Origin of the sequence: Streptomyces sp. NPDC102441 (assembly GCF_044765585.1) — a bacterium.
Taxonomy (GTDB): domain Bacteria; phylum Actinomycetota; class Actinomycetes; order Streptomycetales; family Streptomycetaceae; genus Streptomyces.
This window is the reverse complement of the sequence record NZ_JBIWKH010000001.1, coordinates 423,440-442,967: the sequence shown is the minus strand read 5'-3', so window position 1 is coordinate 442,967 and position 19,528 is coordinate 423,440. Positions and strand designations below refer to the sequence as shown.

The window sequence follows — 19,528 nt, the reverse complement described above, 5'->3', positions numbered from 1 at the left end:
GCGTCCCCACGAGGAGTTTTTAACTCAGCCGCGGCCCGAGCTGGAGAGATCCAGACCGTGTCGCGGCTGAGGCGATGCAGGTGCAGTCCGGTTCGGCTCGGTTCGGTATCCGTTACTCGACGATGCGAGGAGGTCGGTGGAGATGGTCCTCGCGTTGTGGGTCGGCGGTCTGGTAGTCGTACTGGTCGCGGTGGGTCTGTTCGTCTTCGCCCTCCGCAGGCGGCTGATCCAGCGTTCCGGCGGGACCTTCGACTGCAGCCTGCGCTGGGACGTGTCCGAGGAGCCGGATCCGTCCGGCAAGGGCTGGGTGTACGGGGTCGCCCGCTACAGCGGTGACCGTGTCGACTGGTTCCGGGTCTTCTCCTATTCGCCCCGCCCGCGCCGTGGTCTTGAGCGCTCCGCCATCGAGGTGGTCGCGCGCCGGCTGCCCGAGGGCGAGGAGGAGCTGGCTCTCCTCTCCGATTCCGTCGTGCTCGGCTGTCTCCACCGGGGGACGCGCCTGGAGCTGGCGATGAGCGAGGACGCCCTGACCGGCTTCCTCGCCTGGCTGGAGGCGGCACCTCCGGGCCAGCGAGTCAATGTGGCTTAGATAGAGGGTTCTCGCTGGTTGGGGGTCCCCCCGGACGAAGTCTGGGGGAGAGTCAATGTGGCCTGACGTAAGCATGCGGACTTGCGAAAACCGGGGAGACAGGGGGCGGACCTGTCTCCCCGGCGCTTTCCGGGGTGTAACTACCTCGTGGGGGGTGGCGAGGATTAGTTCAGTCCGTTGTCCATCGCGCTCACGAGCTCACCGTTGGCGGTGTCGCCGCTGAACTCCCAGAAGAACGCCCCGCCCAGCCCCTGGCTGTTCGCCCAGGCCATCTTGGACGTGATCGTCGCCGGGGTGTCGTAGCTCCACCAGTTGGTGCCGCAGTGGGCGTACGCGGTGCCGGCGACCGTGCCCGTGGCCGGGCAGCTGTTCTTCAGGACCTTGTAGTCCTCGATGCCGGCCTCGTAGGTCCCCGCGGCGGCCCCGGTGGCCGTGCCGCCGGGTGCCGCCTGGGTGACGCCGGTCCAGCCGCGGCCGTAGAAGCCGATGCCCAGCAGCAGCTTCTTCGCCGGGACACCCTTGGCCTTCAGCTTTGCGATGGCCGCGGCGGAGTTGAAGCCGTCCTGCGGGATGCCGTCGTACGCGTTCAGCGGGGAGTGGGGGGCCGTCGGACCCTTGGCCTCCCAGGCGCCGAAGAAGTCGTACGTCATCACGTTGTACCAGTCGAAGTAGGCCGACGCTCCGGCGTAGTCGGCGGCGTCGATCTTGCCGCCCGCCGAGCCGTCCGCGGTGATCGCGGCGGTGACCAGGTTGTTCGTGCCGAACTTCGTGCGCAGCGCCGAGGAGAGGTTCTTCAGCGCGGCGGGTCCGCTGGTGTCACAGGTGAGACCGCAGGCGTTGGGGTACTCCCAGTCGATGTCGATGCCGTCGAAGACATCGGCCCAGCGGGGGTCCTCGACCAGGTCGTAGCAGGACTGGGCGAACGCGGCCGGGTTCTGCGCCGCGGCACCGAAGCCGCCGGACCAGGTCCAGCCGCCGAAGGACCAGATGACCTTGATGTTCGGGTACTTCGCCTTGAGCTTGCGCAGCTGGTTGAAGTTGCCGCGCAGCGGCTGGTCCCAGGTGTCGGCGACGCCGTCGACCGACTGGTCGGCGGTGTAGGCCTTGTCGTAGTCGGCGTAGGCGTCGCCGATGGTGCACTTGCCGCCCTGGACGTTGCCGAACGCGTAGTTGATGTGGGTGATCTTCTCGGCGGAGCCGGAGGTCACGAGGTTCTTGACGTGGTAGTTGCGCCCGTAGACGCCCCACTCCGTGAAGTAGCCGAGGTTGACCTTGCCACCGGGGCCGGGGCCCGGATCCGTGGTGCCGGTGGTGCGTACGGCGACCGAGGCGCTGACCGGACCGGTCTGGTCGGCGGTGTCGCGGGCCTGCACCGTGTACGAGTAGTCGGTGCCCTTGGTGAGGCCGGTGTCGGTGTACGTCGTCGTGGTCACCGTGGCGACCTTGGCACCGTCGCGCAGGACGTCGTAGTTCTTGATGCCCTTGTCGTCGGTGGCGGCGCTCCAGCTGAGCTTCGCCGAGGTGTCGGTGACGGCGCTCGCGGCGGGGGTGCCGGGCTTGGACGGGGCGTTGTCGCCGGGGACGCTGCCGCCGTCACAGGAGGCGCCGTTCAGCTTGCAGCCGGTGGGGGAGCCGGTGCCGGTGCCGTTGAAGCCGAAGCTGATGCTGGCGCCCGGGGCTACCGTCCCGTTCCAGCCGAGGTTCTTGGCCGTCCAGTGGTTTCCGGAGCTGGTGACGGCGGCGTCCCAGGCGGAGCCGGCCGCGGTGCCGGAGGGGAAGTCCCACTCGATCGTCCACGAGGAGAGGGCGGTCGTGCCGGTGTTCTTGACCGTCCACTGGCCTTCGAAACCGGTGCCCCAGTCGGACTTCTTGACGTAGGTGGCGGTCGCGGAGGTGGCGGCCTCGGCGGGGGAGGCCAGGCCGACCATGGCGGCGAGGGGAAGCAGCAGCGCGGTGAGACCCGCGACCGTCTTCGACCTGATGGCTGTGGAGGCTGAGCGTCTCCATCTGAGACGGGAGAGGCGTACGGGGTTGTCAGTGCTCAACGGTGCTCCTCGGGTGAGGTCCGGCAATCGGGATGGTCCGTCAAACCCTGCGTCGCCCTGAGCACGCTGTGTCATGGCGTACTCACCGCAGTGTGTGCCGTGACATTAGGAAGGTCTGGACCAATCGTCAAGAGGTCCAGACCAAAGTTCCATCCGGGGGTTCAGATACCCAACTCCTGGGCAAGAACCGCCGCTTGCACCCTGCTGCGGAGCTCCAGCTTCCCGAGCAGCCTGCTGACGTGGGTCTTCACCGTCGCCTCCGCCATCTGGAGGCGCCCAGCGATCTCCGCGTTCGACAGTCCCTCACCGAGGCAGCCCAGCACCTCCCGCTCCCTGCGCGTCAGCGCGTCCAGTACCTCGCGGCCCGGCCCGCCCGCCCTGCGCGAAGGGGTGGTCCCGGCGAACTCCTCGATCAGCCGCCGCGTGACCGCCGGGGCGATCAGGCCCTCGCCGCGCGCCACCGTGCGTACCGCTTCGAGCAGATCCTTGGCGTCGGTGTTCTTCAGCAGGAAGCCCGAGGCGCCCGCGCGCAGCGCGCCGAAGACGTATTCGTCCAGGTCGAAGGTGGTCAGCACCAGCACGTCCGCCAGCCGCTCACCCACGACCTGCCGTGTCGCTGACACCCCGTCGAGCCGGGGCATCTGCACATCCATGAGCACCAGATCCGGGCGGAGTTCACGGGCCAGGCGCACGGCGGCCTCGCCGTCGGCCGCCTCGCCCACCACCTCGATGTCCGGGGCGCTGCCCAGGATCAGCACCAGCCCCGCGCGCACGGCGGACTGGTCCTCCGCGACCAGCACCCGGATCGTCATGTGCGGTACGTCCTTTCCTCGACGGGCAGTTCGGCCCGCACCAGCCATGTCTTCGAGCCGTCGGACCGGGGTTCAGGACCCGCGTCCATCGTCCCGCCCAGCAGCGCCACCCGTTCGCGCATCCCCACCAGGCCGGCCCCCGAACCGGGCGCGCGCGGCCCCGGCCGGTCTCCGAGCACGCTGCTCACCTCGACGGTCAACACCCCACACGAACGTCCCAGCCGGACCGTCACCGGGCCCGGCGCCGCATGCTTCAGCGCGTTCGTCAGCGACTCCTGCACGATGCGGTACGCCGCCAGCTCCACCGGTGCGGGCAGCGGCCCGGACTCCTCGCGGGCGTCGTCCAGGGTGACGGTGAGCCCGCTGGACGCGGAGTTCGCGCCCGCCTGCCCGACGAGCGTGTCCAGGGAGGCGAGGGTCGGAGCCGCGCTCGGCGGCCCGGCCGCACCGCTCTCCCTCAGCAGCCCGATCAGCCGCCGCATCTCGGCCAGCCCGTCGACACTGTTCTGCCGGATGACCCCGAGGGCCTCCCGGGAGGTGCCCGCATCGTCGATGGAGAGCGCGGCGGTGGAGTGGATGGCGATCGCGGAGAGATGGTTGGCGACCATGTCGTGCAGCTCGCGGGCCATCCGGGAACGCTCCGCGGTCACCGCCTGCGCCCGGTCCATCTCCGCCAGCAGCGCGGTCTGGTCGGCACGCAGCCGGGCCGCGTCGGCGGCGTCGCGGTGGTTGCGCACACTGGCACCGGTCAGGGCGGGGCCGAAGAAGACCATGCCGATGACGATCCCGATGAGTACGGCGTCCGCGGACGGGGCCCAGGCGACGAAGCCGACCGTCGTGGCGACCGTGACGAGCAGGGCGATCACCGGGATGCGGCGTGAGGCGGCGGGCGCGCCGTACAGCACCGCGGCGTACACGAGGTCCGTGAACAGCAGCAGTGTCGCGAGGCTGCCCACGGTGAACTGATCAGCCACCAGCGCGAGGGCGCCGACCACCAGGGCGGTCAGCGGGGCGTTGCGCCGCAGCAGTTCCAGCGCCGACATCACCACGAGCGGCAGCAGGGACACCCAGGGGGCCTCGAAGAGCCGGCCGTTCTGGATGTGGATACCGATCAGCCACAGGATCGCACCGCCGGACAGCCCGACGACCGCGAGGAGGACGTCGTCGCGGTGCGGGCGCGTAACGGAGATCACCCTCCCATCCAACACGGTGGCGTGGAGCGGCACGTCCGTACGCGGGGTGAGGTGCGGCTACATCGAAGGATGCACTCACGTCTCGTCACTGCCGACGACGATCCGGCGCCGTACGGAGAGGAGCCTGGAAGGGACCGGAAGGGGAAGTGCCGTGATCGTCACACTGATCGTGCTCTGCGAGGTCGGGTTCTGGGTCCTGCTGGCCGCCGGACTCGCGCTGCGGTACGTCGCGAAGAAGCCCCGGCTGGGCGCCGCCGTGCTGCTGTGCGAGCCCCTGCTGGAGGTCGTGCTGCTCGTGGTGACGGCCGTCGACCTGAAGAACGGCGCCGAGCCCGACTGGAAGCACGGCCTGGCCGCCGTCTACATCGGCTTCACCGTGGGTCTCGGCCACTCCACCATCAAGTGGGTCGACGCCCGGGTCGCTCACCGCTTCGCGGGCGGCCCGCCGCCGGTGAAGCCCCCGAAGTACGGGATGGCGCGGGCCGCCCACGAGTGGCGCACCGCCGCGCGCTGGACCGTGGCCGCGGGAACGGCCATGGCCCTGCTCCAGGCGGCGATCTGGTACGTCGGCGGGGACGGCGACACCGGCTCGCTACAGATGTGGCAGCAGAAGATGCTCTGGGTGATCGGGATCAACCTGATCATCGCCGTGGGCTACACAGTCGCCCCGAAGCAGGAGCCGAAGGACCGGGTGGGAGCCGGCCGCTGACTCAGCGCTCGCCGCCCGGCACCCACAGGACGTCGCCGACCTCCTTGTTCGCCGTCCTGGCGAGGATGAACAGGAGGTCGGAGAGGCGGTTGAGATAGGTCGCCGTCAGCGCGTTCATCACCTCGCCGTGCACCTCCAGCGCAGCCCAGGTGGACCGCTCCGCGCGCCGGACGACCGTGCAGGCCTGGTGCAGCAGCGCCGCCCCCGGCGTCCCGCCCGGGAGGATGAAGCTGCGGAGCTTCTCCAGCTCCTCCAGGAAGGTGTCGCAGTCCGCCTCCAGCTTGTCGACGTACGGCTGCTCCACCCGCAGCGGCGGGTACTCCGGGTTCTCGACCACCGGTGTGCACAGGTCCGCGCCCACGTCGAACAGGTCGTTCTGTACCCGGACGAGGACCTTCACGACGTCCTCCGGGAGGCTCCCGAGCGCGATCGCCGTGCCGATGGCGGCATTGGCCTCGTTGGCGTCGGCGTAGGCCGAGATCCGCAGATCGGTCTTGGCGGTCCGGCTCATGTCGCCGAGGGCCGTGGTGCCCTTGTCGCCGGTACGGGTGTAGATGCGCGTCAGATTGACCATGGGGCCAGCGTAGTTAGGCTCCCGCCCGACGGAAGACGCGCGTGCCGACCGTCACAGCCAGAAGGGCGAACGCGAGGGCCACCAGGACCCCGTACAGCATGTGTGCCGTGGCGTACGAGCCGACGTACGCGTCCCGCACCGCGTCCACCAGATAGCGGAACGGCGTGAAGTGCGACAGGACGTCCAGCCAGGCGGGACCCAGCGTCATCGGCAGCATCAGACCGGAGAGCAGCATGGCCGGCATGGTGAGCGAGTTGATCACCGGCCCGAACTCCTGCGGCGTACGCACCTTCATGGCCAGGGCGTACGACAGCGAGGCCAGCGAGACGGTCAGCAGCCCCACGAACGCGAAGCCGATGAGCACCCCGGGCAGCGGGGCGCGCAGCCCCATGACCAGCGCGGCGAGCACCAGCAGCACGGACTGGAACATGAAGAGCAGGGCGTCCCGCAGGACCCGTCCCAGCAGGAGGGCGAGACGGCTGACGGGGGTCACGCGCATGCGCTCGACCACCCCCGTCGACTGCTCGATGATGATCGCGAAACCGGTGAACGAGGCTCCGAACAGCGCCAGTTGCAGGAGCAGGCCGGGCACCAGGACCTGCCAGGAGTCACCGGTGGAGCCGAGCGGGAGGCTTGTGAGGAGCGGGCCGAAGAAGAGCAGGTAGAGCAGCGGCATCAGGATCCCGAAGAAGATCTGGAACCGGGAGCGCAGGGTCTGTCGGACGTACCGGCCGAAGATCAGCGAGGTGTCGTGGAGAAGCATGGGGGTCCTATACGGCGACGGGGGCGGCCTCGGCGGCGGCCGGGGTCCGCCCGGTGATCGCGAGGAAGGTCTCGTGGAGCGAGGCGTCGGGGGAGCCGGCGTGCTCGGTCTTCAGTGCGGCCGGGGCTCCCTCGGCGACGACCAGGCCGCCGTCGATGACGACCAGCCGGTCCGCGAGGGCGTCGGCCTCGTCGAGGTAGTGGGTGGTGAGCACGACCGTGGTGCCGAACTCGTCCCGCAGCCCACGGACCAGGTCCCAGAGGTCCTCCCGGCTGCCCGGATCGAGACCGGTGGTCGGCTCGTCGAGGAAGAGCACGGCCGGACGGTGGGTGAGGCCCATCGCGATGTCGAGGCGGCGGCGCTGGCCGCCGGAGAGCGCGGCCGTCCTGCGGTCGAGCAGGTCGCCGAGGCCGAGACGGGCCGCCAGTTCCGCCGTGCGCGCGATCGCGTCCGCCTTTCCCAGCCGGTACAGCCGCCCCTGGGTGACCAGCTCCTCCCGCACGGTGACATGCGGGTCCACCCCGCCGGACTGGGCGACGTAACCGCACTTCTCGCGGACCCCCGCCGGGTTCCCGGTCAGGTCGCAGCCGGCGACGGTGGCCGCGCCGCCGGTGGGGGCGAGCAGTGTGGTGAGCATCCGCAGGGTGGTGGTCTTGCCCGCGCCGTTGGGCCCCAGAAGGCCGACGATCTCACCGGGCATGACGGCCAGATCGACCGAGCGCACGGCGTGGACCGGTCCCGCCTTGGTCGTGAAGGTCCGGGCGAGCCCGGACGTACTGATGATTGGCATAGTGACCACAAAAACAGAGTGACTGGAAAATTGCAATGCCTCCAAAATTTCATCGACACCATGGGTTACGTAGGATGGGCTCATGGCTGAGGGACTGAGGGAGCGGAAGAAGCGCCGGACGAGGCAGCACCTCTCGGACGTGGCCACCTGGCTCTTCGTGGAGCGGGGCTTCGACGCGGTCACGATCGCCGAGATCGCCGAGGCCGCCGACGTCTCCGTGAACACGGTGTACAACTACTTCCCGACCAAGGAGGACCTCTTCCTGGACCGCAGCAGTGGCGTCGTCGACCGGCTCTCGCGCTATGTCCGTGGCCGTGACAAGGGGGAGTCCGCCGCCGACGCCGTCCTGCGCGAACTGCGGATCCAGGTGGAGGGCGTCTCGCCGACGGTCGGCCTCATGGACGGCTACGCCCGCTTCATGCGGGTCATCGAGGGTGCCGACAGCCTCAAGGCCCGGCTCTGGCACATCGGGCAGGAGGCTCAGCGCCACCTGGAGGGGACCCTGCGGGAGGAGTCCGGGGCGGAGCCCGGCGACCAGGCTCCGGTTCTGGTGGCCGGTCAGCTCTCGTGGGTGCACAGCACGCTCATGGCGTACATCGGCGGCGAGATGGTCGCGGGCCGTGGGACGAACGAGGTGTCGCGCGACGCACTCGTCCTGCTCGACGACATGGAGGACCTCCTCGGCGAGAAGGTGCTCAACTACGCACGACGCGCCGCCGCGTGACGCCGGCCGGTGTGATGTCCGTCATGTGAGACGTGACGCGCATCTCTTCAGGGCCGTAACGACCCTCACGGGTACTAATCTCCGCCGGAGAGCATGTGAACGACCGATAAGTATTGGGGTGCGAAACGTGGCCAGGAAGCTCGCCGTCATCGGCGCCGGACTCATGGGGTCCGGTATCGCGCAGGTCTCCGCCCAGGCGGGCTGGGACGTCGTGCTGCGCGATGTCACCGACGAGGCCCTGGCCCGTGGGCGCGGCGGGATCGAGGCCAGTTACGGCAAGTTCGTCGCCAAGGGCAAGCTGGAGGCGGCCGACGCCGAAGCCGCGCTCGCCCGGATCACCACGACCACCGACCTCGACGCCGTGGCGGACGCCGACGTCGTCGTCGAGGCCGTCTTCGAGAAGCTCGAGGTCAAGCACGAGATCTTCCGTACGCTCGACAAGGTCGTACGGGAGGACGCCGTCCTCGCCTCCAACACCTCCGCCATCCCGATCACCAAGATCGCGGCCGTGACGGAGCGCCCGGAGCGGGTCGTCGGTGTGCACTTCTTCTCGCCGGTGCCGATGATGCAGCTCTGCGAGCTGGTGCGCGGCTACAAGACCAGCGACGGAACACTGGCCACCGCGCGGGAGTTCGCCGAGTCGGTGGGCAAGACCTGCATCGTCGTCAACCGCGATGTCGCGGGCTTCGTCACCACCCGGCTGATCTCGGCACTGGTCGTCGAGGCGGCCAAGCTGTACGAGTCGGGCGTCGCCTCGGCCGAGGACATCGACACCGCGTGCAAGCTGGGTTTCGGCCACGCCATGGGCCCGCTCGCCACGGCCGACATGACCGGCGTGGACATCCTCCTGCACGCGACAGGCAACATCTACACCGAGTCCCAGGACGAGAAGTTCGCCGCCCCGGAACTGATGCGCCGGATGGTCGACGCAGGTGACATCGGGCGCAAGAGCGGGCAGGGCTTCTACACCTACTGATCACGACCGGGTCCCCGGCTGCCTGATGCGCCGTCAGTCAGAGCCGGGGATCCGGGATTCCGGTGCCGTCCGGTTCGCGGATCCAGCGGGTACCGCCGGAGCTGCTTCACTCCTCGGGGTGAATTCGGTATCGGTTCGCTTACAGACGGCAACTTCCCTGTCCCTGCGGCAGTCAGTTGTGGCAGAGACAGAAAGAGAAAACAAGACAGACCGACCTTGCTGCGGAGTACTTCCGGGGAGCGCATATGCACATCAGGGGCGACCACGCCGAGCTGGTCGTCGGGGGCCGCCTCGACGTCCGAAGCGCGGCGGACGCCCGTACGGTTCTGCACTCGGCCGTCGACGACGGAGCCGGCGATCTCGTGCTGAACCTGACCGAGCTGGACTCGTGGGACGCCACCGGACTCGGCGTCATCATGGGCGCGCACCGCAGAGCCGGCCGGGCAGGCCGGCGGCTGGTGCTGCGCGGCGTGCCGCCGCAGATGCAGCGCCTGCTGGTGGCGACGAGACTGCACAGGATCCTGGCCATCGAGGGCGGGCTCGCCGCCGACTCCCTGCCACGCGTCTGAGGGCCGTACCGTGAGGCCCGCACCCCTGCGAGCCCCTTCGCGCACAATCCTCACGAGAACGTGATGTCGGGGGCCGCGCGGCCCCCCGCCGGTTCGTAGATACTGTGCGAAGGTTTAGGGTTCGGCCGTCTGCCGATCGACGAGGACCCACTGGCGGACACCGGACCGGGAGCGACAGCGGGGCGTGCGAGGCCGGATGGGGCAACCGCGCGCTGCGCGTCTGGGGGACTTTGACGATGGACCCGATCAACCGGGGACCGGAAGAGTACGGCCATGGCGCCGGACGTTCCGGCGACGACGCCGGGCGGCGGCGGCAGCCCCGTGACCCGCTGACGCCCGACCTCGGGCACCAGACACCCCAGCAGTCACGCACGGTGCAACTGATATCGGGTGAGTTCCTGCTCACCGTCAACCCGGTCGACGGCAGCGAGATCGAGCCCTGCCGGCCGGGGGAGCAGCCCGACGCACCCGTACGGCACACGGCGGCCCGTCGTGTGGAGCGCGAGCGTGCCGCCGCGCCGCCGGTGCCCCCGGGCCCGCCCGCGCCGCAGATGCCCCTCCTGGAACGCCGGGAGGAGCGCGAGCGGCTGGTACGGCTGCTCGCCCGGGGGCGCTCGGTGTGCCTCACAGGGCCCGCCGGGTCCGGACGCACGGCCCTCGTGGACGCCGTCGCCGCCGACTGCGCGGACCTGGCACCGGACGGGGTCGTACGGCTCTCCGGACACAGGCGGACCGCCACCGAGCTGCTGTACGGGCTCTTCGAGGCCGTCTACAGCGCACCGCTGTACCGCCCCGACCGCGAAGGACTCCTCGCGCTCGTCCACGGCATCGGCGCCGTCGTCGTCGTCGACGACCTGGAGCTCGGCGGCGCCGCGCTCCAGGAGCTGCTCGACGCCACCCCGGAGTGCGCGTTCCTCTTCGCCACGACGCCCGACGTGCCCGCGCCCGGACCCGACGCGAATCTCGAGGAGGTCTTCCTCACCGGTCTCGGCCGCAGCGCCTCGATCGAGCTGATGGAACACGTCGTGGAGCGCGTGCTCACCGACGAGGAGGCGAACTGGGCGGGAGACCTCTGGTTCGAGTCCGAAGGGCTGCCGCTGCGCTTCGTCCAGGCGGGCGCCCTGCTGCGCCAGCGGGACGACGTGCGTGCCGGCCAGGACGCGTTCGACGGCTACGGCGACGGTCCGGCCGACGCCCCCTTCGGCCGGACCGAGCCCGCCGGCCTTCCGCTGCCCAGCCTCGGTGAAGGCGCGGCGCCCGCCGCTCTGCTCGCCTCCCGGCTGAGCGAGGCCGCCCGGGAGACCCTGCGCTTCGCCGTCGCGCTCGGCGGCGAGGTGCCGCACCAGGCGCATCTGCCGGCCCTCGTGGGCGACACCCACGCCGATGCCGCCCTGGGGGAGCTGGCTCTCGGCGGACTGCTCTCCCCGGCCGGCCCCCGCTACCGGCTGGCCGCCGGTGTCCTGGCCCAGCTGGAGGCCGGCGGATACGACGAGAGCGCGGACGCACACGCCCGCAGCGCCGCACAGCACTACGCCTGGTGGGCAGGGCACCCCTCCGTCACCCCGGAACGCGCGGTCGCCGAGGCGGACGCCCTGCTGGCCTCGATGACCCGCCTCGTTCCCGGCGAGGCGCCAGGACAGGCCAGCGTGGCCGTCCTGCTGGCCCGCAGCGCCGCTCCCGCCTTCGCGGCGGGAATGCAGTGGGGCGCCTGGGAAAAGGCCCTCAGGGTCGGCCAGGAGGCCGCACGGATCGCCGGAGAGGTGGCGGAAGAGGCGTACTTCCACCACGAATTGGGTGTGCTCGCGCTCTGCGCCGGACAGCTGGACCGGGCCAGGGCCGAACTTGAGGCGTCCGTCGGCATGCGCGGTGCGCTCGCCGACAAGCCCGGCGCGGTGGCCGGACGCCGGGCGCTCGCCCTCGTCGCGGACCGCTCGGGCGAACCGGTGCACAGCACCCCGGCCGGCGAGGAGGTGCCGGCCCCGCGTCACGACGAGTCGGCCTCGCCCCCCGGCGGAATCCCCGTGGCGACACCCTTCCCGCGGGTGGTCGAGACGTCCGCGACCCTGATCACCCGTCAGACGCCGCCGCAGGCGGGGCCGCCCGGCGGGCGCACGGGGGGAGTGCTCAGCGGCGCCCGGCGCAACATCGTCGCGGTGGGCGCCGGCGCACTGCTGGCGGCGGTGCTCGGCACCGTGGTGACTCTGGGAGCCACCTCGGGGAGCGACGACCCGGACGGACAGAACGTCACGACCGAACAGTCGGCGAACGAGGACGACAGCGAGAACGGCCTCCCGGCGGACGAGCCGACCGACGGCCCGGCCACCGACGAGGGCACGGCCGGCTCCGAATCCCCGAGCCCGTCCGGCACCGCCTCACCGTCCGCGAGCGGCAGCCCGTCCCCGGGCTCGTCGAGCCCCGGCACGAGCCCGGGGACGAGCACCTCGTCGAGCGGCAGCCCCAGTAGTGACGACCCGCCGACGCAGGGTAGCCCCTCGCCGACGAAGAAGCCGACGAAGCCGCCGACCACCCCGCCCGACGAGTCGGAGACCCCGACCGAGACCCCGACCGACACGCCCCCCACGGATCCGACGCCCCCGACCGAGACCCCGACGGAGCCGGAGAACTCCAACTCGGCGAGCGGCCCGGCGGAGACCGGCACCGCTTCGGCGACGGAGAGCGGTTCGCCGACCGCGGCCTGAACGCGAAAACCGCCGTACGGGCCCGGAATCCGGGCCCGTACGGCGATCAGGGGGCGGGCAGCGCCCCCAGGGTCAGAACAGCCGCAGCTTGTCGTCCTCGATGCCCCGCATCGCGTTGTAGTCGAGGACCAGGCACCCGATGCCACGGTCCGTCGCCAGCACCCGGGCCTGCGGCTTGATCTCCTGCGCCGCGAACACACCCCGCACCGGCGCCAGATGCGGATCGCGGTTGAGCAGCTCCAGATAGCGGGTCAGCTGCTCCACGCCGTCGATGTCCCCCCGCCGCTTCAGCTCCACCGCCACCGTCGCACCGTCCGCGTCCCGGCACAGGATGTCGACCGGGCCGATCGCGGTCGGGTACTCACGGCGGATCAGCGTGTAGCCCTCGCCGATCGTCTCGATGCGGTCGGCGAGCAGCTCCTGGAGGTGCGCCTCCACGCCGTCCTTGATCAGCCCCGGGTCGACACCCAGCTCATGGGACGAGTCATGGAGGATCTCCTCCATCGTGATGATCAGTTTCTCGCCCGCTTTGTTCACCACGGTCCAGACGCCCTCGTTGTCGTCGGCGCCCTCCTTCAGGGTGCACGGCGGGGACATCCAGTTGAGGGGCTTGTACGCCCGGTCGTCGGCGTGGATCGAGACGCTGCCGTCCGCCTTCACCAGGATCAGACGGGGGGCGGAGGGCAGGTGGGCGGTGAGCCGGCCCGCGTAGTCGACGGAGCAACGGGCGATGACGAGACGCATGGTCGGCAACGCTACTCGACGACCCGTGGTCCACGCGATTCCCGGTCCCCTTCCGGTACACCTCCGGAGAGGGACCGATCGGTCTTGCCCCTCTTTGCGACCGTTCGATATTGGCCGGTTGTGTTCCCAATCTCCTGGTGCGGCCCGGACTGCGCCCTTACCGTGGAAGCAGGAGGTCGCCGTCTGTGTACGCAGCGTCGCCATCCTGCCCTGCCCGTAAGGCCCCGGCCACCTGCCGGGGCCGCGAGAGGAGAACCCATGTCGCTCGACGTCTCACCGGCGCTGTTGGAACAGGCCGAGCGAGGCGAGGTCGACGAAGCCGACTTCGTCGACTGCGTCCGGACCTCCCTGCCTTACGCATGGGAGATGATCAGCTCCCTGGTGGCCCAGCTGAAGGTCGACGGCGGAGAGTTCGCCGACAACCAGACGCCCCCGCCGGACGAGCAGGCACGTGGTCAGCTGCTGCGTGCGCTCGCGAGTGATGCGATACGCGGCGCGCTGCAGCGGCACTTCGGAGTGCGTCTGGCATTCCAGAACTGCCACCGCGTCGCGGTGTTCCCGCTGGACGACTCGGTCGACGAGCGGCTGGCCCGATTCACCTCGGTGAGGGGTCAGCTGCTCAACCAGTCACCCGGACTACGGGACTGCTGAACGCTTCTGCTGCCGCTTCGGGCCGCGGGAGGTGCAACTGGCTCCGGGGCGGCAGCTCCCGCACCACCGCGCCACCAGGAACGACCGGCGTGAACAGGTCACTTCAGCAACGGCAGCACTTCCGTGCCCAGCCGTTCCACATTCGTCTCCGTCGCCGCGAGATCGCCCGACCCCTCGACCATGAGGGCGAAGCGGGTGATGCCCGTGCGCTCCGCCGTGGCCGCGAGCCGGTCGGCGGCGAAGCGGGGCGGACCCACCGGATGCAGACCGCAGAGGAACTCCGTATACGCCACGGGGTCGCGCATCACCCGGTGCCGGCCGTCGACCGTCACATGGGCGTCGAGCCCCTGCCGGAGCCAGCCGGGCATCGCCTTCACGAGTGTCTCCACGGCGTCCGCCGGGCGGTCGGCGATCTGGGCCACCCCTGCGGACACATGTGCTACCCGCTCCGCGACCTCCGCCGGCTGGCCGGCCTCCCGGGCCGCCGAACGCCACAGAGTGACCATGTCGGCCTTCTCCTCGTCGCCGCAATGCATCCCGAGGAGCATCGGCAAACCCTTTTCAGCGGCGAGTTTCACGCTTTTCGGCGACGTGCAGGCGACGATCACCTCGGGGCCCGGCGGACCGTCCCCGAGGAGCTCGTCGGCGCGGGGCACCACGGCCACCTCGCGGAAGCCGTGACGCTCCCCGTGCCCCGCCACCCGGGGCTTGCCCAGCCATTCGAGGAGCAGCCCCAGCGCCTCGGGGAAGCCCTTCTCGTACGCCTCGAGTCCGCCGCCGAACACCTCCAGGTCGACCCATGGGCCGCCACGCCCCACCCCGAGGGAGAAGCGCCCTCCGCTGGTCAGATGCAGCAGCGCCGCCTGCTCGCCGAGTGCGACCGGGTGCTGGTTCGGCAGCACGCTCACCGCCGTACCCACGCGGATCCTGCGGGTGCGGCCGAGCAGCAGGGCGGCGAGTGTCGTGGCGGACGGGCACACCCCGTACGGCACGAAGTGGTGTTCAGCCAGCCAGACGGAATCGAGTCCGGACTCCTCCGCGACCTCCGCCGAGCGGACGGCCCGGTGCAGGGTCTCACCCTGCCCCTGGCCCGGAAACTGAGCTGCCAGTACGAACGTTCCTACGCGCATCGCCTTCTGCCTCCCTACGGCCGACGCGGCTGTCCCTCCACTGGCAACAACGTCTGACACGTGCCAAAGGCACGGTCCACGGCGAAGTTGTTGCGATTTTCCGGTAACCCACCCGCCCCGTGGGTGCTCATCCGCCACTGCCGACACGGGCGGGCCGCCGGTGGCTCTAGGCTGGTCGGAACAATTTGCCCGTTCCCGCCCCGTGAGGTGTCCCGTGTCCCCGCGCCGCAACCGCCCCCGAGGCGGCGAGAGTCCTGCCGGCATCCCACGCGAGGCGGGAGAACGGTACGGCGGGGGCGGTGCCACGGAGAGCTGGCAGGGCGAGGAGTGGTCGGTGCGCCCGGTGAGCGGCGCGAGCGCGGCCGGCAAACGCTACCGCTGCCCCGGCTGCGACCAGGAGATCCCGTCCGGGATCCCCCACCTCGTCGCCTGGCCCGAGTTCGGCGGGATCGACGACCGCAGGCACTGGCACAAGGCCTGCTGGAACGCGAAGGACCGCCGCACCACACGGGTGCAGCGGTCCAGGAACGCTCCGCGCTACTGAGCGACGCCCTCAGACGTCCCGCCGGTCGAGCGAGACGAGGGCGCCGGTCATCGCCACCGCGGCCAGGCCCAGGATGATCCACAGCGGCTCCCAGCCGGCCGGGCCCGACGCGGTCACCGACATGTCGTACATCGCGCCGAGCTGGTTGGGGATCGAGTACTCGAAGAGTGCCTGCTGCACATCGGCCAGTGACCGGGAGAACATGAACATCGCCAGCACGAGCGGGAGCAGCACCAGCGCGATCATGATCGTGATGGCACCCGCCGAATGCCGGATGAGCGCGCCGAGCGCGAGCGAGAGCAGCCCCAGCGTCGCGAGGTAGAGGCCGATCCCGACCGTGGAGCGCACCCAGTACTCGGTGTCGGGTGTGGCGCCGTCCAGGATGGCCGTCTGAAGGACGCCGACGATCCCGGTGGTCACGGTGGTGATCGTGAAGGTGAGCAGGAAGAAGACGACCGACTTCGCGATGAGCATCCGCGCCCGGCTCGGGCACGCGGTCAGCGTCGTACGGATCATCCCGGTGCCGTACTCGGACGAGATGGTCAGCACGCCGAGCGTGATCACGCAGATCGACCCGAGCAGCACGCCGAAGAAGCCCAGGCTGAGCACGGGGGTGTCGTCCAGGGGGGCGTCCGACATGTCCACGACGAGCGCGGTGAGCAGCCCGATGCCGGTCAGGAGCACAATCATCACGCCGAGCGTCCACATCGTGGAGCGCACGGAGCGGATCTTCGTCCATTCGGAGGCGATGGCGTCACCGAGGCCGGGGGTGCGCACGGGAATCGGTGAGGAGTACAGGCCGGTCGGGCCACCCTGGGCCTGCTGCGGTGGCGGGGGAGCCTGGTGCGCCTGAGGGGGCGGCGGCATCGTCATCGGGAGTCCTCGTCGGTCGTGCGCTCGGGCCGGTCCGCGGTGGGCGCGGGGGCGGCCGGCGGTGCGTCGGCGTACGGGTTCTGCCCCGGGGGCGGCGGGGCGTACCAGCCCTGCTGCGGGACCTCCGGCGGAGGCTGGTGCCCGGGATCGGCCTGCTCGGGGCCCTGGTGGCCGGGGTGTCCGTAGCCGGGAGGCGGCGGCTGGAGCCATTCCTTGGCGTCCGCCGTGGAGCGGTAGTCCACGGCGGCCTGTGTCATCCGCATGTACGCCTCCTCCAGCGACGCCTGGTGGGGCGAGAGCTCCCACAGCCGGACGTCCGAGGCGTGGGCCAGATCGCTGATCCGGGGGAGCGGCAGTCCGGTGACGCGCAGGGCGCCGTCCGGTTCAGGCATGACCCCGGCGCCCGCCTCCGTCAGCGAGGTCGTCAGCTTCTCCCGCTCCTCCGGCCGGTCCGCCGGGACCCGCACCCGTGCGAAGTCCGCGGAGTTGGCGGAGATGAACTCCTTGATGCTCATGTCGGAGAGCAGCTGCCCGCGCCCGATCACGATCAGATGGTCGGCGGTGACCGCCATCTCGCTCATCAGGTGGCTGGAGACGAAGACCGTGCGGCCCTCGGAGGCCAGCTGTTTCATCAGGTTGCGGACCCAGAGGATGCCCTCGGGGTCGAGACCGTTGACAGGCTCGTCGAAGAGCAGCACCTGCGGGTCGCCGAGCAGCGCCGCCGCGATGCCGAGCCGCTGTCCCATGCCCAGGGAGTAGCCACTGGAACGCTTCTTCGCGACGTCCTGCAGTCCGACGACGCCGAGGACCTCGTCCACCCTGGCCGCCGGGATACCCGCCAGCTGGGCCAGGCACAGCAGGTGGTTACGGGCGCTGCGCCCGCCGTGCACGGCCTTGGCGTCGAGCAGCGCACCGACCTGGCGCGGGGCGTTGGGGAGGCTGCGGAAGGCGTGGCCGCCGATCGTCACATGGCCGGATGTCGGCCGGTCCAGACCGAGCATCATGCGCATGGTGGTGGACTTGCCCGACCCGTTGGGACCGAGGAACCCCGTGACCGCCCCGGGCCGCACCTGGAAGGAAAGGTTGTGCACGGCCGTCTTCGCGCCGTAGCGCTTGGTCAGGCCGACTGCCTCGATCATTCTCCAGCCCCATCGACTTATCTGTCGTCGGGGCCCAGGCCCGCGGCCGCACGCCCCCGTAAGAGTTAGGAGGATAACCAGCCGCGGGTGGTTCCGGCCAAGCCGGAGGCCGGGCGCCCGCGTCCCGGGCGCCCGGTCAGGCGTCCCGCTTCTTCAGGACGAGGTAGCCGCCGATCAGCGCCGCCAGCACCCACAGCGCCATGATCCCGAGCCCGGCCCACGGACCGTACGGCGCCGGGTCGCTGTTCATGGCGTCGGGGACCACCTGCATGATCTTGGAACCGGCCTGGTCGGGGAAGTAGCGGGCCACGCTCTTGGCGCCCGGGACCGCCGACAGGATCTGTGAGACGAGGAAGAAGAAGGGCATCAGGATGCCGAGCGACAGCATCGAGCTGCGCAGCATCGTGGCGACGCCCATGGAGAAGACCGCGATCAGGCCCATGTAGACACCGCCGCCGAAGACCGCGCGCAGCACGTTCTCCGCGCCGATGTCCGTGCCGCGGTCGCCGAGCAGGGCCTGGCCGAGAAAGAACGTCACGAAGCTGGTGGCGAGGCCGACGACCAGCGCCAGGACGCCCGCCACCGCGATCTTGCTGAACAGGAACGACCCGCGCTGCGGAACGGCGGAGAGCGAGGTGCGGATCATGCCGGAGCTGTACTCCGTACCCACCACCAGGACACCGAAGACGACCATCGCGAGCTGCCCCAGGATCATTCCGGAGAAGCTCACGTACGTCGGGTCGAAGGTGACCCGCTCGGCGGCGGAGAGATCATCGAACTGGCTGCTCAGCAGAGCGCTCAGGGCCGCGCCCATGGCGACGGTGACGACGAAAGCGGAGATCAGCGTCCAGGTGGTCGACGAGACCGTACGGATCTTGGTCCACTCGGAATTCAGGACCGCGGGTACCGATGCCATCGCCGTCACACCCCCTTCGGGCGGTCGCCGGCCGTGCCGCCGCCGGCCTGCTGCTGGTTCCACTGGTCGCCCCAGTGCGGGCCCACCGGCGGTGGCAGGGCGTCGTCGCGCTCGGAGTGGGCGTGGTATTCCACGGAGCCCGCGGTCATCTGCATGAAGGCCTCCTCCAGGGAGGCCCGCTGGGCGCTGAGCTCGTGCAGCACGATCCCGTGCCGGCCGGCGAGCTCACCCATCCGCTCCGGGGCCTCGTCGTCGATCTCCAGCGTGCCGTTGCCCGACTCGACCGCGACGACGCCCTCCGCGTGCAGCAGATCGCGCAGACGCTCCTGTTCCGGTGAGCGCATCCGCACGAAACTGCGGGAGTTCTCGTGGATGAAATCGGCCATGGAGGTGTCCGCGAGGAGCTTTCCCTGCCCGATGACGATCAGATGATCGGCGGTCAGCGCCATTTCGCTCATCAGATGGGAGGAGACGAAGATCGTCCGGCCTTCGGACGCGAGGGCCTTCATCAGATTCCTGATCCAGTGAATTCCCTCCGGGTCCAGACCGTTGACGGGCTCGTCGAACATCAGGATCTCGGGATCCCCGAGCAGGGCGGCCGCGATTCCCAGCCGCTGGCCCATACCGAGGGAGAAGCCCTTGGACTTCTTCTTCGCCACCGCGGTCAGGCCGACCGTGTCCAGCACGTGGGAGACCCGGCTCGCCGGGATGCGGTTGCTCTGGGCGAGACACAGGAGGTTGTTGTACGCGCTGCGCCCGCCGTGCATCGACTTGGCGTCCAGCAGCGCCCCGATGTGCTTGAGCGGCTCCTGGAGGTCGCGGTAGTGACGGCCGTCGATCCGCACCGTGCCGCTGGTCGGGTTGTCGAGGTCGAGCATCATCCGCATGGTCGTGGACTTGCCCGCGCCGTTCGGGCCGAGGAACCCCGTCACCATTCCCGGTCTGACCCGGCATGACAGATGGTCGACGGCAACCTTGTTGCCGAAGCGTTTGGTGAGGCCGTCGAGCTCGATCATGCGATCACGCTAGAACGGACGCGCGCCCGGCGCCACCACAAGGGCGGAACCGGGCGCACAAAGGGGTACAGC

General features: G+C 70.3%; 20 protein-coding genes. 8 read left to right on the top strand and 12 right to left on the bottom strand.

Going from position 1 to position 19,528, the window contains the following annotated elements; all coding sequences use genetic code 11:
• Window positions 1-142: 142 nt before the first annotated feature.
• Complete coding sequence (locus ACIREO_RS02030) at window positions 143-589, top strand: DUF2550 domain-containing protein (RefSeq protein WP_404104466.1); 447 nt, start codon at window positions 143-145, stop codon at window positions 587-589.
• Between the two features lie 164 nt (window positions 590-753).
• Here the strand turns inward: ACIREO_RS02030 and ACIREO_RS02025 are convergent, their stop codons facing one another.
• The 3 genes from ACIREO_RS02025 to ACIREO_RS02015 all read right to left on the bottom strand — a co-directional run bounded on the left by ACIREO_RS02025 (window position 754) and on the right by ACIREO_RS02015 (window position 4,639).
• On the bottom strand, window positions 754-2,634 hold the full coding sequence (locus ACIREO_RS02025; RefSeq protein WP_404103668.1) for a glycosyl hydrolase family 18 protein: 1,881 nt from the start codon (window positions 2,632-2,634) through the stop codon (window positions 754-756).
• Window positions 2,635-2,795: 161 nt separating this feature from the next.
• The gene (locus tag ACIREO_RS02020; protein WP_404103666.1) at window positions 2,796-3,446 is read right to left on the bottom strand and encodes a response regulator; all 651 of its coding nucleotides are present in this window, start codon (window positions 3,444-3,446) and stop codon (window positions 2,796-2,798) included.
• Complete coding sequence (locus tag ACIREO_RS02015; protein WP_404103663.1) at window positions 3,443-4,639, bottom strand: sensor histidine kinase; 1,197 nt, start codon at window positions 4,637-4,639, stop codon at window positions 3,443-3,445. The genes ACIREO_RS02020 and ACIREO_RS02015 overlap by 4 nt, the downstream gene beginning before the upstream one ends.
• Window positions 4,640-4,790: 151 nt before the next feature.
• Between ACIREO_RS02015 and ACIREO_RS02010 the strand changes: the two genes are divergently transcribed.
• Complete coding sequence (locus tag ACIREO_RS02010) at window positions 4,791-5,348, top strand: hypothetical protein (RefSeq protein ID WP_404103661.1); 558 nt, start codon at window positions 4,791-4,793, stop codon at window positions 5,346-5,348.
• 1 nt (window position 5,349) lies between these two features.
• Here the strand turns inward: ACIREO_RS02010 and ACIREO_RS02005 are convergent, their stop codons facing one another.
• From ACIREO_RS02005 to ACIREO_RS01995, 3 genes are read right to left on the bottom strand one after another with little or no spacing between them, the layout of a single operon-like run.
• Complete coding sequence (locus ACIREO_RS02005; RefSeq protein WP_404103659.1) at window positions 5,350-5,922, bottom strand: cob(I)yrinic acid a,c-diamide adenosyltransferase; 573 nt, start codon at window positions 5,920-5,922, stop codon at window positions 5,350-5,352.
• 13 nt (window positions 5,923-5,935) lie between these two features.
• Entirely contained in the window at window positions 5,936-6,685 is a 750-nt protein-coding gene (locus ACIREO_RS02000) for an ABC transporter permease (RefSeq protein ID WP_404103656.1), read from the bottom strand.
• A gap of 7 nt (window positions 6,686-6,692) precedes the next feature.
• The gene (locus ACIREO_RS01995; protein WP_404103654.1) at window positions 6,693-7,475 is read right to left on the bottom strand and encodes an ABC transporter ATP-binding protein; all 783 of its coding nucleotides are present in this window, start codon (window positions 7,473-7,475) and stop codon (window positions 6,693-6,695) included.
• An 82-nt stretch (window positions 7,476-7,557) separates the two neighbouring features.
• Here ACIREO_RS01995 and ACIREO_RS01990 point away from each other — a divergent pair, with 82 nt between their 5' ends.
• The 4 genes from ACIREO_RS01990 to ACIREO_RS01975 all read left to right on the top strand — a co-directional run bounded on the left by ACIREO_RS01990 (window position 7,558) and on the right by ACIREO_RS01975 (window position 12,443).
• Entirely contained in the window at window positions 7,558-8,199 is a 642-nt protein-coding gene (locus ACIREO_RS01990) for a TetR/AcrR family transcriptional regulator (RefSeq protein WP_404103652.1), read from the top strand.
• Between the two features lie 127 nt (window positions 8,200-8,326).
• Complete coding sequence (locus ACIREO_RS01985) at window positions 8,327-9,175, top strand: 3-hydroxyacyl-CoA dehydrogenase family protein (RefSeq protein WP_404103649.1); 849 nt, start codon at window positions 8,327-8,329, stop codon at window positions 9,173-9,175.
• A 245-nt stretch (window positions 9,176-9,420) separates the two neighbouring features.
• Entirely contained in the window at window positions 9,421-9,744 is a 324-nt protein-coding gene (locus tag ACIREO_RS01980) for an STAS domain-containing protein (RefSeq protein WP_014154038.1), read from the top strand.
• A 236-nt stretch (window positions 9,745-9,980) separates the two neighbouring features.
• Complete coding sequence (locus ACIREO_RS01975; protein WP_404103647.1) at window positions 9,981-12,443, top strand: ATP-binding protein; 2,463 nt, start codon at window positions 9,981-9,983, stop codon at window positions 12,441-12,443.
• A gap of 72 nt (window positions 12,444-12,515) precedes the next feature.
• Here the strand turns inward: ACIREO_RS01975 and nucS are convergent, their stop codons facing one another.
• A complete protein-coding gene (gene nucS, locus ACIREO_RS01970) occupies window positions 12,516-13,187 on the bottom strand; it encodes an endonuclease NucS (RefSeq protein WP_383563528.1) in 672 nt (223 codons plus the stop codon).
• 258 nt (window positions 13,188-13,445) lie between these two features.
• Between nucS and ACIREO_RS01965 the strand changes: the two genes are divergently transcribed.
• Window positions 13,446-13,838, top strand: a complete 393-nt coding sequence (locus ACIREO_RS01965; protein WP_404103644.1) for an SCO5389 family protein — start codon at window positions 13,446-13,448, stop codon at window positions 13,836-13,838.
• Between the two features lie 98 nt (window positions 13,839-13,936).
• Here ACIREO_RS01965 and ACIREO_RS01960 read toward each other — a convergent pair whose 3' ends face one another.
• Window positions 13,937-14,968: an LLM class flavin-dependent oxidoreductase gene (locus ACIREO_RS01960; protein ID WP_404103641.1), complete on the bottom strand. Its 1,032-nt coding sequence runs from the start codon at window positions 14,966-14,968 to the stop codon at window positions 13,937-13,939.
• 214 nt (window positions 14,969-15,182) lie between these two features.
• Between ACIREO_RS01960 and ACIREO_RS01955 the strand changes: the two genes are divergently transcribed.
• Window positions 15,183-15,512 (top strand): ATP/GTP-binding protein, encoded by a 330-nt coding sequence (locus tag ACIREO_RS01955; protein WP_404103638.1) that lies wholly within the window; start codon window positions 15,183-15,185, stop codon window positions 15,510-15,512.
• Between the two features lie 9 nt (window positions 15,513-15,521).
• Here ACIREO_RS01955 and ACIREO_RS01950 read toward each other — a convergent pair whose 3' ends face one another.
• The 4 genes from ACIREO_RS01950 to ACIREO_RS01935 all read right to left on the bottom strand — a co-directional run bounded on the left by ACIREO_RS01950 (window position 15,522) and on the right by ACIREO_RS01935 (window position 19,456).
• Window positions 15,522-16,385, bottom strand: a complete 864-nt coding sequence (locus ACIREO_RS01950) for an ABC transporter permease (protein ID WP_404103635.1) — start codon at window positions 16,383-16,385, stop codon at window positions 15,522-15,524.
• Complete coding sequence (locus ACIREO_RS01945) at window positions 16,382-17,524, bottom strand: ABC transporter ATP-binding protein (protein WP_404103632.1); 1,143 nt, start codon at window positions 17,522-17,524, stop codon at window positions 16,382-16,384. Before ACIREO_RS01945 ends, ACIREO_RS01950 begins: the two co-directional genes overlap by 4 nt.
• Before the next feature lie 136 nt (window positions 17,525-17,660).
• Window positions 17,661-18,440 carry an ABC transporter permease subunit gene (locus ACIREO_RS01940; protein WP_404103629.1) on the bottom strand — a complete coding sequence of 260 codons (780 nt, stop codon included), beginning with the start codon at window positions 18,438-18,440 and terminating at the stop codon, window positions 17,661-17,663.
• A gap of 5 nt (window positions 18,441-18,445) precedes the next feature.
• Window positions 18,446-19,456 carry an ATP-binding cassette domain-containing protein gene (locus ACIREO_RS01935; protein WP_404103627.1) on the bottom strand — a complete coding sequence of 337 codons (1,011 nt, stop codon included), beginning with the start codon at window positions 19,454-19,456 and terminating at the stop codon, window positions 18,446-18,448.
• Window positions 19,457-19,528 lie beyond the last annotated feature (72 nt).